General features: G+C 70.0%; 12 protein-coding genes and 1 pseudogene. 5 read left to right on the plus strand and 8 right to left on the minus strand.

Annotated features, from left to right (window positions below; all coding sequences use genetic code 11):
- From GWG54_RS15855 to GWG54_RS15870, 4 genes and pseudogenes are all read right to left on the minus strand, one after another.
- On the minus strand, positions 1-785 hold a 785-nt coding region (locus GWG54_RS15855; protein ID WP_209438486.1), incomplete at its 3' end, for a thiolase family protein.
- Positions 786-820: 35 nt separating this feature from the next.
- Positions 821-1,402, minus strand: coding sequence for an HTH domain-containing protein (locus GWG54_RS15860; RefSeq protein WP_167938696.1), 582 nt, complete (start codon positions 1,400-1,402; stop codon positions 821-823).
- Positions 1,389-1,604 carry a helix-turn-helix domain-containing protein gene (locus tag GWG54_RS15865; RefSeq protein ID WP_209438483.1) on the minus strand — a complete coding sequence of 72 codons (216 nt, stop codon included), beginning with the start codon at positions 1,602-1,604 and terminating at the stop codon, positions 1,389-1,391. The genes GWG54_RS15860 and GWG54_RS15865 overlap by 14 nt, the downstream gene beginning before the upstream one ends.
- Positions 1,605-1,885: 281 nt before the next feature.
- A pseudogene (locus tag GWG54_RS15870) lies at positions 1,886-2,257 on the minus strand (ATP-binding cassette domain-containing protein); the annotation flags it as partial.
- A 391-nt stretch (positions 2,258-2,648) separates the two neighbouring features.
- Here GWG54_RS15870 and GWG54_RS15875 point away from each other — a divergent pair.
- From GWG54_RS15875 to GWG54_RS15885, 3 genes are read left to right on the plus strand one after another with little or no spacing between them, the layout of a single operon-like run.
- Positions 2,649-2,930, plus strand: coding sequence for a hypothetical protein (locus GWG54_RS15875; RefSeq protein WP_008424681.1), 282 nt, complete (start codon positions 2,649-2,651; stop codon positions 2,928-2,930).
- On the plus strand, positions 2,927-4,018 hold the full coding sequence (locus GWG54_RS15880; protein WP_167938698.1) for a DUF4350 domain-containing protein: 1,092 nt from the start codon (positions 2,927-2,929) through the stop codon (positions 4,016-4,018). Before GWG54_RS15875 ends, GWG54_RS15880 begins: the two co-directional genes overlap by 4 nt.
- Positions 4,015-5,019, plus strand: a complete 1,005-nt coding sequence (locus GWG54_RS15885; protein ID WP_167938699.1) for a MoxR family ATPase — start codon at positions 4,015-4,017, stop codon at positions 5,017-5,019. The genes GWG54_RS15880 and GWG54_RS15885 overlap by 4 nt, the downstream gene beginning before the upstream one ends.
- On the opposite strand, the gene GWG54_RS15890 is transcribed toward GWG54_RS15885, so the two are convergent.
- From GWG54_RS15890 to GWG54_RS15900, 3 genes are read right to left on the minus strand one after another with little or no spacing between them, the layout of a single operon-like run.
- A complete protein-coding gene (locus tag GWG54_RS15890) occupies positions 5,016-5,981 on the minus strand; it encodes a hypothetical protein (protein ID WP_167938700.1) in 966 nt (321 codons plus the stop codon). The genes GWG54_RS15885 and GWG54_RS15890 overlap by 4 nt on opposite strands.
- Entirely contained in the window at positions 5,978-6,490 is a 513-nt protein-coding gene (locus GWG54_RS15895; protein WP_167938701.1) for a hypothetical protein, read from the minus strand. Before GWG54_RS15895 ends, GWG54_RS15890 begins: the two co-directional genes overlap by 4 nt.
- Entirely contained in the window at positions 6,487-7,950 is a 1,464-nt protein-coding gene (locus GWG54_RS15900) for a DUF58 domain-containing protein (protein WP_167938702.1), read from the minus strand. Before GWG54_RS15900 ends, GWG54_RS15895 begins: the two co-directional genes overlap by 4 nt.
- A gap of 93 nt (positions 7,951-8,043) precedes the next feature.
- On the opposite strand from GWG54_RS15900, the gene GWG54_RS15905 reads away from it, so the two are divergent.
- Together GWG54_RS15905 and GWG54_RS15910 are read left to right on the plus strand one after the other, a co-directional pair.
- A complete protein-coding gene (locus GWG54_RS15905) occupies positions 8,044-10,095 on the plus strand; it encodes a DUF4129 domain-containing protein (protein WP_167938703.1) in 2,052 nt (683 codons plus the stop codon).
- A gap of 71 nt (positions 10,096-10,166) precedes the next feature.
- The gene (locus GWG54_RS15910) at positions 10,167-11,255 is read left to right on the plus strand and encodes a DUF1616 domain-containing protein (RefSeq protein WP_167938704.1); all 1,089 of its coding nucleotides are present in this window, start codon (positions 10,167-10,169) and stop codon (positions 11,253-11,255) included.
- A 348-nt stretch (positions 11,256-11,603) separates the two neighbouring features.
- Here the strand turns inward: GWG54_RS15910 and GWG54_RS15915 are convergent, their stop codons facing one another.
- Positions 11,604-12,887: a polysaccharide deacetylase family protein gene (locus tag GWG54_RS15915; RefSeq protein WP_167938705.1), complete on the minus strand. Its 1,284-nt coding sequence runs from the start codon at positions 12,885-12,887 to the stop codon at positions 11,604-11,606.
- Between the last annotated feature and the right edge of the window lie 11 nt (positions 12,888-12,898).

Genomic DNA, 12,898 nt, shown 5'->3' on the forward strand with positions numbered 1-12,898 from the left:
CCGTAGCCGCTCATCTCGTAGGCGCCCTTTCCGCTCTCGACGACCCCGCCCATCACCGTCGGATCCTCCCGTTCGTGGACGACGTGCGTATCGGTTGCGCCGTCGACGCCCGCGACGATCGCGTACTCGTCGGCGTACTCCTCGGCGACCGACTCCGGGCAGAACAGTAGAGCCGCGGAGCCGTCGGTGATCGGACAGAAGTCGTACAGCCGCAGCGGGTCGGCCACGATCGGCGACTCGAGAATCGTCTCGACGTCGACCTCCTTCTGGAACTGGGCGTGGGGGTTATCCACGCCGTTGGCGTGGTTCTTCGAGGCCACCTTCGCTAAGCTCTCTCGGGGTGCGTCGAAGCGCTCGAGGTAGTGACGTGCCGTCATCCCCGCGAAGGAGGGCAGGGTCACGCCCGCCTTGTACTCGACGGGGTGTGCGATCGAGGAGATGATATCGGTCGCCTCGGGGGTCGTGCGGTGGGTCATCCTCTCGCCGCCAACGAGCAGGGTCATCTCGCTTGCGCCGCTGGCGATCGACTGCCAGGCCGCGTAGATCCCCGCTCCGCCGCTCGAGCTGGTCTGGTCGACCCGCTGGGTGTAGGCCGGCATCGCGCCGATATCGTGGGCCAGCGCGTTCATCACGCCCGTCATCCCCTCGAACTCGCCGCTGGTCATGTTCGAGACGTACAGGTGCTCGACATCGCTCGCGTCGACGCCCGCGTCCTCGAGGCACTCGAGCCCGGCCTCGGCGAGGAGCTCCTGGATCCACGCCTCGCGCTGGCCGAACTGGGTCATCGAGGCGCCGACGATCGCGACGCGGTCAGACGCCGTCACTGTCCTCCCTCCGGGATCGGTACCTGCTCGTCTCGGGCCGCCCCGGGCGACTCGCCGACCGCCGTCCCGTTGCGCTCGGCGGCCGAGAGCCACTCCCCGACGGTGTACGTCCGAGTCGCGCCCGCGTCGGTTCGCTCCGCGTGCGGGACGACCCCGCGAAGCGTCGCCCCGGCGCGGTCGTCGCCGTCGGTCGCCTCGTACAGCGCCAGCGCGACCAGCGGGACGCGAACCCGCTCGAGGGAGTCGCCGTCGGCACGCAGCGGCGACGGCGGGACCTCTCGGCGTCGGAACCCCGGCTCGAGGGAGTACCCCCGTCGCTCGGCCCAGTCCTCGAAGGCGTCCATCAGGCCGTCCCGGGCCGATCCGTTCCCGTCGATCGCGGGACCGTCGGGCGGCCACGGGACGATTCGGTACTCGTCGACGACGCCGTCGTCCCGCAACTCCTCGAGTCGGTCGGCGACGGCCTCGAGAACGTCCTCGACCGCCGTTGGGACGGTCGGTCGAACGTAGCAGTCGACCCGGAGCGGGTGCTCGAGCGCGCCGTTCCCGGTCGGAACCGTCAGGTCACCGGCTGACATACGTCCCCTGCTCGCGCTCGGCGAGCCCGTGGGCGACCAGTTCCGAGAGGATCGGTAGCAGCGTCAGCTTCGACAGCCCCAGCAACTGCTGGAGTTCGCTCGCAGTCGCCTCCCCCAGTTCGAGCAGCGATAGGTAAACGAGTTTGGTTCGCGCCGAACCGAGTTCGTCCGGAACCGCTAACTTCTGTTCGCTCGTGGACATCACCGGAGACGGCAACGGCGCTGGATATAAACGTTGTCTGACCTGTGTCCACGAGAACCACGGTCCCGATACCGGGTTCGACGGAAGGAGGAACGGAAAGGGTGATGTCCACGAGTGACCGTGAGACGGCCAATCGCGTGCGGTTCCAGAGTTCTTCTGGAAGGTCCGCGTCCTACCCGAGGAGCCGACGGGATAAATTACCCACTCCAACATAGTTTGGAACTCGAACGAAGGGCGGTCGAATCCGCTCGTCGCATCGCCGCATCGCCGCATCCGGCGGTTCAGCCGTCGTCGGTCGGGGTCTCGACCAGTCGGCGGTCGCGCAGCCTCGCGGTTCGGTCGAACAGACCCTCGAGCGACGGCTCGTGGCTGATCGCCACGAGCGCGGTGTCGGCCGACGCCTGCACGTCGAGCAACAGCCCCGCGACGCGGTCGGTCGTCTCCGGATCGAGCTGTCCAGTCGGCTCGTCGGCCAGCACCACCTCGGGTCGGTTGGCGAGCGCGCGGGCGATCGCGACCCGCTGTTTCTCGCCGCCGCTGAGCGTCGCCGGGTACCGGTCCGCGCGGTCGGCGACCGCGAGGGTCTCGAGCAACTCGTCGACCCACGCCTCGTCGCGGTCGCCGCCGTGACTTTGGGGCAACAGCGCGTTCTCGAGGGAGTCGTAGCCCGCGACCGAGGCGTTGCCGTCGTACTCGGCGGCGAGGTCGCGGATCTGGTCGCCCACGGCGACGACCAGCAACGCGGCGCCGACCAGAAGCGCCACCGCCAGCGCGATCACGAGGGACCGCGAGTCGGTCCCGGCGCGACCAGCGACCGACGAGCGCGCGAAGGGACGTTATCGAGACCTGAGAGTTGGAGTTGGAAGGGCAGAGTCGGCGTAAATACCTGTCGAACCGACGGTCGTCGAGCCGGACGGCTCGATCCGGGTGCGGTGCTCGAGGGCGGCTCCGGCGTCATCGGGACCGCCGGGACGAAGCGGTCGCCCCGGTGACCGGTCGCTCGAACGGGAGATTTACGGTCTCCGGGCTCGCTGGCTCGAGTAGATGCCGACCCAGCGCCGGATGCGGTTCGTCCACGGACAGCTCGCCTGGATGCTCGCGACGGTTCTCGCGCTGACGCTGCTGGGCAGCCTCTCCTACGAGCTGTTTTTCGTGCTGTCGTTGATCGGGCTGTTGATCGTCACCGAACTCACCGCCCCGGTCAACATCACGCCCGCCTGGCGCCGGCGCCTGCTGTGGCTGATCGGACTCGGACTGGTCGGGTTCGCGGTCGTCGTCGTTCGCCGGATCCTCGAGATCCTCCCGCCAGAGGTGGTGCCGTTTTGAGCCTCCGCGGGTACGTCACCGACGGCGACGGGATCGACTGGCCGGCCGCGTTGCTGGTCACGCTCGCGGCCGCGGTCCTCGTCGGCCTGTTCGTCGCCGCGTCCACGTCCTCCGCGGCGTTCGGCCCGTACAACCCCGCCTGGGACGGGAGCGGCGAGTTCCGCGGGGAAATCCAGACCGACGGCGACGTCGAGAGCGAACTCGTCCGGAACACCGACCGCTACGAGACCGCGCCGGCCAACGAGACGACGGCGTTCGTCGTCGCCCCCGAGGACTCTTACGGCGCCGCCGACGCCGCCCGCATCGGTCGGTTCGTCGAGAACGGCGGCACGCTGGTCGTCCTCGAGAACTTCGGCGCCGAATCGAACGAGCTGCTCGAGGACGTCGGCGCCGACGCCCGCGCGAACGGGAGCGTGCTACTCGACGAGCAAAACTACGACCGGGGGCCGGCGATGCCAATCGCCGACGGGGTAACGGACCACACCCGAACCGCCGGCGTCGAGCAACTCTCGCTGAACTACGCCACGGCGGTCGACCCCAACGGCGCGACGGTGCTGGTCGAGACCAGCGACTACGCCTACCTGGCCGACTCGGCCGACGCCGAACCCGACGCCGACACTGACCTCGACTCCCGCCCCGTCGCGACCGTCGAGGACGTCGGGGCGGGCGAGGTCGTCGTCGTGGGCGACCCGAGCATCACGATCAACGCGATGTACGACGAGCCCGACAACGCCGCCTTCCTCGAGCGCCAGTACGCCGACGACGAGCGCGTCCTGTTCGACCTGAGCCACGGCGAGGAGCTTCCGCCGCTTGCGAGCGCGATGTTGACGCTGCGGGAGCTGCCCGCGCTGCAGGCCCTGGTGGGGCTGGGCGTCGTCGTCGCCGTCGTCGGCGCCTCGAACCGAACGCTGCGGGACGGGTTCGGAGCCGTCCGTGCCCGCCTCGCGTCGGGCGACGATCCCGATACCCTCACCGACGACGAGCGGGCCGAGCTGCTCCGGGAGCGCCACCCCGACTGGGAGGAGAGTCGGATCCGCGAAACGATAACAGCGCTTAACCGTTCCCGCTCGAAACACGAGGAGCGATGAGCGAGACGGACCGGAACTGGCCCTTCGCGGACGATCCCCAGACGGTGTACGAATCGATCCGGACCGAAACCGAACGGGTCCTGGTCGGCAACGAGGAGGCGATCGAACACCTGACGATCGCCCTGCTGACCCGGGGCCACCTCCTGCTCGAGGGCGTTCCGGGTGTCGCCAAGACGACGATCGCGAACCTCCTGGCGCGATCGACCGGGCTCGCCTACCAGCGGGTCCAGATGACCCCCGACATCATGCCGGCCGACATCACCGGCACCCAGGTCTACCGCGAGCCGACCGGCGAGTTCGAGCTCCAGCGGGGACCGGTGTTCTCGAACCTGGTCGTCGCCGACGAGATCAACCGCGCGACGCCGAAGACTCAGTCGGCCCTGCTCGAGGCGATGCAGGAACGAACCGTCACGATCGAGGGCCAGACCCTGGCGCTGCCGGAGCCGTTCATGGTCGTCGCGACCCAGAACCCCATCGAGATGGAGGGCGTCTTCGAGCTGCCGGAGGCCCAGCGGGACCGCTTCATGTTCAAGCTCACCGTCGACCTGCCCGACCGCGAGGAGGAGACCGAGCTGCTCCGGCGCTTCGACGAGCAGCCCGATCTGAGCCCCGACGCGATCGAGCAGGCGGTCCGAACCGAGGACATCCGCGCGGCTCGCGAGGCCGTCACCGACGTCCACGTCGCCGAGCCGGTCACCGAGTACATCCTCGACCTCGTCGCCGCGACCCGCGAGCACCCCGACGTCAGCTACGGGGTCTCCCCGAGGGCGTCGCTGGCGTTCCTCAGGGGGATCAAGGCTCGAGCGGCGATCCGAGGACGCGAGTACGCAACGACCGAGGACGTCAAGGCGCTCACGGAGCCGATCCTGACCCACCGACTGGTACTCGATACCGAGGCCGAGCTGAGCGACGTGAGTCCCGCCGACGTCGTCGAAGAGATCGTCGATACCGTCACCGTTCCCGACACCGACGGCCTCGGCGGGAAGCCGACGCCGAACTAGCGCGATTCGCCGCCGTCCGACTCGGAGGGCCCGTCGCTCTCGGAGTCATCCGCCGCTTCCGTCTCGTTTTCGTCGCTCGTCTCGTCGGGCTCGAACCGGCAGGTCACCAGCCAGTCGGCCCGCTCGCCGCCGGCTTCGACCTCGAGGGTTACGGGGCGATCGAGGCCGGCGGCGAGTCCGACCGCGAGGAAGGACGCGATCGGGTGGTCGAACCGGTCGACGGCGCCGAACGCGCTTCCGGAGATCGCCGCGGTGACCCGCCCGTTCGCCGCGTCGACGTCGGGGTCGACGCCGTCGGCCAGCTCGAACTGCTCGACGAGCCCGTCGGCGAGCTGCACCGCGAGGGGCTCGGGCCGGTTCGCGAGCTCGCCCGAGAGGGCGCGCCTGAACTCCTCGAACAGCGTCGCCCCGGTCGGCGCCACGAGCAGGCCCCGCCCGTCACGCTCGAGCACCAGCGGCCCCTCGGCCTCCGTCGGCGGTTCGAACCCCGCCCGCGCGGGAACGTACAGCCGGGCGGTGTCGGCCCGCTCGTCGGGGACGTACACCCGGTCCTCGCGCAGTCCAAGCTCGGCCGCGAGCGAGTCGCCGTTGGCCGCCCAGGCGGCGTAGACCCGTTCGCCGACCGAGGCGGCGACGAACTGCCCCGGGGTCAGGTAGTAGGTGAGCAGCCCGCCGAACAGCCCGGTCGCGCCCAGCGCGAGGAGGATCTCGCGGCTGTCGGGAAAGAGCGCCCCGCCGGCGACCGCACAGACGCCGATCGCGACGAGCCCGAGCGCCGTCCGTCGGTACTTCGAGCGCCGTGCGCGCGCGTTTCGAGCCCGCAGTCGGCGGTTCTCCTCGGCGAGCAGCTCCGCCCGCGCCTCGGCTCGCTCGAGGCGGTCGGTCGACTCGCCGTCGAACGCCGTCCCTGTGGCTGTCTCCGTCTCGGTTCGATCGCCGGATTCGAAGTCGTATGTGCTCATTCGTCGGTAGTAGGGGGTGTGTCGTCATCGACGAGGCCGAGCGAGACGAGCCCGTAGCGGTAGAGCCCGTAGCTCGCCAGTCCGACCGCGCCGATGGTGACGGCGGCGGCCTGCCACGGCGGCAGCGAGACGGCCGCGAGCAAGCCGATTCCGCCGAGGACGGCGACGGCCAGCAGCGTTCCCGCGACGGCTCGAAGCGGCGCCCGCGTCCCCAGGAGGGGAGCCGCGAGCACCGCGAGCAGCCCGACCTCGGCCGTGGCGAACGCGATCGGATCGACCCCGCCGGAAAACAGCACGAGCAACAGGACGTGACCGACCGCGATCGCGGACGGCGTCCCGAACCCGTACCACAGCAGAGCCGTCGCGACCCCGGCGCCGACGCCGGAGGGTCCCGCGGCCGCGCCGAAGGCGGCGACGAGCGCGATCGTTCCGACGGCGGTGGACCACGGCGACGACTGCTCGGCGACGAGCGTCGACTCGATCCGACCGCCCGTCGCGGCGTCGCTCACCGGAGCTCACCCCGCGATCGCGAACGGGTCGCCTCGAGGACGGCCGAGAGCCGATCCTCCGGGGCGACCTCGAACGCCGTCACCGCGTCCATCCGATCGAGATCGCGCCGGAGCTCCTCGAACTCGAGGTAGCGATCCGACGCCCGGTCGGGATCGCCCAGCTCGTCGGTCGCGAACAGCACGGTCGGCGCCAGCAACACGAGCACTCGGCTCCCCCTGGCGCGGGCGAACCTGATCGTCTCGTACAGCGTCTCGCGGTCGGAGTCGTCGGTGCAGATGACCGTCCACTGACGGCTGTCCTGTCCGGTGAGCGCGGTTCGAACCGCGCCCAGCAGCGGCTCGGCGTCGAAGCGGATGTCGTACTCGGTGCGGGCCGCGTAGAACGGCTCGAGCGCGCGGGCGAACGGGTCGTCGGCACCGTCGAGCGCCGACAGCGCCGCTCGGGGACGAGTCGGCGACGGCACCGGTCCCGGGATCGGATGCGCGCGCTCGACCGTCTCGGGGACGGCGCCGTCGTCGTCGAGCCCGGTCGGCTCGAGCTCGAGCAGTCGGCGCCGGATCGACAGGTAGGCCGCCGGCCCCGTCGTGGGGTCGATCCGGGAGGTGATCCCCTCGTCGCCGACGGTGATCAGGCCGAGCGGATCGTCGAGCTCGCGGGCGTTCGCGGCGATCGCGAGCGCGGTCTCGCGGAGGTAGTCGAGTTTCGACTCCCCGGGCGGTCCCGCCGCGAGCGCGGCGCCGTGGTCGATCAGCAGCATCGTCGGTCGGTGCGTCTGGGTTTCGTACTCGCGCACGTGGAGGGTGTCGAGTCGCGCGGTCGCCTTCCAGTCGATCTCGTCGGCCGAGTCGCCCGGAACGTACTCGCGCAGCTCCGCGGGCTCGAGCCCGGGGCCGCGCTGTCCGGCGTCGTGTTCGCCCTGGGCGATCGAGACCCGGTCGCCGCCGCGGCCGACGTGGGCGGAGTGGGGACCGCGGGGTTCGACCGTCACCGTCGGCCGCGACTCGACCGGGATCGTCGCCGCGAACAGCCCGTCGGTCGCGGTCACCGTCGGTCGGTCGAACCGGTGGCGACCCGCCACCGGCCACGTGACAGTCGTCGTCCCGCGGGTCGTCGCGGCTCCGGGCTCGAGGGTCGCCGACAGGGGTCCCGCGGCGGTGGCGCCCGGCGGGACGCCGCCGTCGAGCGACAGCCGCAGTCGGGCGGGCGTGTCCAGCGTCGCCTCGAGGGTGACCGGGATCTCCGCGTCGGCCCGAACCGCGTTCGCGGCGGGAACCTGGCGAACCGTCAGCGAGTCGAGTGCGTCGGCGACGCCGCGCACGAACAGGACCTGGCGGACGAGGAGCCACGCGCCGAGTAACACCGTCGCTCCGAGCAACAGCGGACGGGCGAAGACGGCGGCGAGGACGGCGAGGGCGCTCGCGATCGCTCCGACCGCCCAGGCCTGACGCGTCGGTCGCATACACCAGTGGTTTTTCGGTGACCTGTTGAACTTACTGGTTATCCCGCGATGGCGAGCAGACAGGCTTTTGTTCGGCGGCGTGAATTACCGATCGTGAACCACGTCGCCGTCCGCGCGGTCGTGCTCGTGCTGGTAGCGTGTTCGCTGCCGATGGCGGCGACCGCCGCGGGCGCCCCCGCCGAAGCGCCCGCCCAGTCGAGTGCGAGTGGCGCACTTGCCCAGACCGACGCGCCGGCGGCGAACGAGACGCCCCGCCACCAGAACCCCGACGAGTACGACGAGTCCGAAGGCGGGGAGCTCGAGTCCTGGCTCGCCGATCGGCTGGCCAGCCAGCTTCAGGAGGGGACGGTCGCCCTGAACGAGGGCCAGTACGACCAGGCCCGCGAGTACGTCGGCGACGATTACGACGAGCGCCTCGCGCAGTACGCCGAGGTCGCCGACGACGAGGAGCTGGTAGAGGCCTACCGGAACGCCTCCGCGGAACAGCGGCGGATGGCCGACACGATCGAGGAGTACGAGCAAACGCAGGCCGAGTACGAGGCCGCCCTCGAGGCCGGCGACGAGGAGCGCGCCCACGACCTCGCCCGCGAGCTCGAGGGTCAGTACGACGAGATCGACGAGGCCGGCGAGAACGCCACCACCAGCTACGAGACGATCTCGAACGAGACCGATCAGGACTTCTCGGAGGCGGCCGCGGCGGTCGAGGAAACCCGCAACGAGATCGACGAGACGCAGACGGCCGTCCGCGACGAGCAGTTCGTCGAGACCGAACTCGACCTCGAGGTCGTCGACGGGACGGCGTCGTTCGAGGATCCGATGGTCGTCCGCGGCGAGGTGCGAACCGAGGACGGCGCCCCGGTCGAGGAGGAAGACCTACAGATCCGCGTCGAGGGCGATCCAGTCGAGCTCGAGGACTCCGCCGGCGACTGGTGGGAGACCGAGAACTCCCGGTTCGAGTTCGAGTACCGCCCGACCGACCTCGAGCTCGACGCCGAGACCGTTACCGTCGAGTACGTCCCCAACGGCGACACGACCTACCTCGGCAGCGAGGCCGACCTCGAGGTGACGCCCGAGCAGACGACGGCGACGATCGACGACTTCTCCGCGACCGGCGAGGCCGCCTACAACGAGTCGCTGTCGGTCGACGGAACGGTCTCGGCCGCGGGCGTCCCCGTCGACGACGTTCCGGTCGCGATCTCCATCGACGGCGAGACCCTCGGGACGGTCAATACGACCGACGGCGAGTTCGCGGGATCGGTCCCGGTTCCGGCGAACGTCTCCGACGGCGAGGGGTCGGTGACCGCCTCGCTGCCGTTCGACGATCGCACCCTTACGGCGTCGCCGGCGGAAGCCCCCGTCACCGTCGCCGAGACCGACACCGAGTTGACGGCGTCGGCGACGGCGGTCGGCGAGGAGGAGATCGCCGTCGACGGCAGCTTCCGAACCGCCGACGGCGAGCCCCTCGCCAACCAGACGCTCGAGGTCAGGATCGACGGCGTGACCGCCGACACCGTCGAAACCGACGCGAACGGCGATATCGCGGGCACCGTCGAGACGGGCTCGGTCGACGGCGAGGAGGTGACCGTCGCCGTCGCCTACGACGACGCGGGGTCGAACCTGGCTGCAGCCGACGCCGAGTCAACCGTGGCGATGTCCGGCGCCGGCGACTCGCTGTCGGTTCCGCGGTCCGCGATCGCCGGCGTCGGCGCGCTGCTCGGGGTCGGGGCGCTCGGACTGGCGGGCTGGTGGCGCCGTCGCTCCGAACGCGACGGACGCGACCGGACCCCGGCGGTCGCGGTCGCCGGGACCGCGCCGGACGCGGAGCCGATTCCCACGCGAGAACGCGTCGACGCCCTGCTCGAGCGGGCCGACGAGCGACGCGCGGCCGGGCGATACGACACCGCCGTCCGAACGGCCTACGCCGCGGTTCGACACGCCTACGGCAGCGCGCTGGGCCGTCCCGGCGCGGCGACCCACTGGGAGTTCTACCGCGAGCACGCCGGCGAGGCCGACGCCGAGGCGTTGCGCGCACTCGTCGAAACCTACGAGGTGGCCGCGTTCACCGCGGACCCGGTCGCCGAGGAACAGGCCGAGCGCGCTCTCGCCGTCGCCCGGCGGCTGTGCGAGGCGGCCGACCTCGAGTAGGGTGAACCGTCGGCGGAGCGTGACGGTCCAATCGACCGACTTTTATCGTCGTCCCGTCAACGTCGTACCGAATGGACGATCGACGGTCGCTCCGGTTGTTGCTCCCGCGCCCGGTTCGCAGGCTGCCCGCCGACCTCGCGGCGATGCTCGTCGTGACCGTCCTCGTCAACGTCGCCGTCTTCGCGCCGCTCGTTCGCGATACGCCGCTGCGAGTGCCGCTCGGACTGGTCTTCGCGCTGTTCGTCCCCGGCTACGTCTTCGTCGCCGCGCTGTTTCCGGAGGCCGGGGAGTCGCCGACCGACCGCGACGCCGAGGACGGCGACGCCGGACGGTTCTCAGGCGAGTCGATCCGTGCCGGGATCGACGGCATCGAGCGCGTCGCGCTCGCGTTCGGGCTGAGCATCGCCGTCGTCCCGCTGATCGGGCTCGTCCTGAACTTCACGCCCTGGGGGATCCGGCTAGCGCCGATCATGGTCGCCCTCTCGGGCTTTACGGTCGCCGCGACCGCGGTCGCGGCCCGCCGCCGCTGGGAGCTACCCGCCGAGGAGCGATTCGCCGTTCCCTACGGCGAGTGGTACGCGGCTGGACGCTCCGAGCTGCTCGAGCCCGACACCCGCCTCGACGGGGCGTTGAACGTTATGCTGATCCTCTCGATCGTACTCGCGGTCGGCGTCGTCGGCTTCGCGGTCGTCTCCCCGCCGGCCGGCGAGCAGTTCTCGGCGGTGTATCTCCTCACGGAGGACGACGACGGCGAGCTCGTCGCCGACGACTACCCCACCGAACTCGCCCAGGGCGAGAGCGGCGAGGTCGTTCTCGGGGTCGACAACCACGAGCACGAGACGACCGACTACACCCTCGTCGCCGTCGAACAGCAAACGGAGACCGTCGTCAACGAAAGCGCCGTCACCGAATCCGACGGGGAGAACCGGACCGCGGTCAACGAGACGGTCGTCACCGAACAGCGGGAACTCGAACGCTTCGAGACGACGCTCGCCCACAACGAGAGCTGGCACCGAACCCACGAGTTCGAACCGACGATGACCGGCGAGAACGTGCGGATCGTCTGGCTGCTGTTCCCCGGCGGGGAGGTGCCCGAGGAGCCGACGACCGACGACACCGAGTACCACGTCCACCTCTGGGTCGACGTCGAGGACTCCTGACTCCGACTCGCCGTCGACGGCGCCGACTGAACGGCTAAAGTTTCGGGATATATATACCGATTAAGAATATCATACGACTACTTATTCGTCACTACACTTCTGATACGACTAGTGGTAAAACTTATTACTTGGCATACTTTCACCGGTGGTGTGGAGGTGATGACAACGAATACCACACCAACGACGCGGAACGCCCCACCTCGCATCGAACGCCATGATCCTCTGGTACGACTCCTGTGGCGGCCGGACGCCTGAATTCGGCCATCCCGGCACGCACGTTTTGACGCTCTGTTCGTCGCCTTTCGAACGCCGAACCGGTAGCGATGCACCTCGAGGAGCCGTCAGCCCTTACTCGTAGACGTAGTTTTCGGCCATCTCGGCAGGCGTGATGACCTCGAGTTCGTCCGCCGAACGGCGCTCGTCGATCCCCGACAGCGTCTCCTCGAGCGCCTCGAGGGTCTCCGGGTCGTCGAGGCGGTAGAACGGGATCGTCGTAATCCCGCCCCACTCGACGGTCCAGTCGAGCAGGTCCGTCGCCTCGCCGGGTCCGGGGGTCTCGGTCGTCGAGCAGAGGTGCGGGTTGCCGGCGTACCCCTGCGACCGGGAGCGACCCGCGAACCCGAGCTCGTAGTTGTCCCGGACGAGCTCGTAGCTCTCCTCGGTGTAGCGCGACCCGGGGTAGGCGAAAAAGCGCGCGCCATCGTCGTACCCCGCCTCGGCGAGCCAGTCGATCGGCTCGACGATCGCGTCCTCGAGGGCGTCCGAATCGACCTGATCGAGGAGCTGCCCGTTCGCGGGCTGGGCACCGATCGTCCAGTCTGCGGCGGCAAGCTCGTCGACCTGCTCGCGGGTGAGCCGATCGCCGTCGACGGCGTCGTCCTCGCGAACCCGTCCGGTCGGGACGAACGCCGTCGCGGGGACGTCGTACTCCTCGACCAGCTCGAGGGCCTCCCGATAGTGGCTCTCGTAGCCGCCGTGGAACTGGACCATCACCTTCCCCCCGGTCGGTCGGGGGACGAAGTGGAAGTCGTCGACCCACTGGCGCCCCTCGGCGTCGTCGCCGAACCAGCGGATGACCTGCAGGACGATCACCTCGCTCAGGTCGGGCTCGCCGCGGATCCGCGTGATCCCGAAGTTGTGCCGGGTCAGCGGCATGTTTCCCTCGAAGCGCTGGCTGTACTCGACGTAGTGAGCGTTCTCGTCCTGGAGCTGGATGCGTACCACGCCGGCGTCGGTGTCCGTGGCCAGGTCGAGCCCGGGCGCGACCTCCCGGACGTCGATCGGCTCCTCGAGTTCGCGGCGGACTCGGACCTGGCCCCGGTCCTCGGGCGAGGACGTGAGCAGCGCCGACTGCGATCCCCCCGACGAGCGAGTCGAGTCCGCCTCGAGGGTGCCGATGTCCTGCCACTCCCACCACTCCTCGAGGTTTTCGAAGTCGTCGAAGGTACCGACCAGGTCGGGGTAGTCCTCGTCGTCGGCGCCGTCGGACGGCTCGTCGCTGGCGTTTTCGGTCGGCCCGTCGGCGCCGTCGGTTCGCTCCTCGTTCGTCTCCGGTTCTCCCGGCCCGCCCAGTTCGGAACAGCCGGCCAGGGCCGCGGCCACTCCCGTCGCGAGATAGGTTCGTCGGTCCATCGATCGTCGAA

This window comes from Natronococcus sp. JC468 (assembly GCF_012163165.1).
GTDB classification, from domain to species: domain Archaea; phylum Halobacteriota; class Halobacteria; order Halobacteriales; family Natrialbaceae; genus Natronococcus; species Natronococcus jeotgali.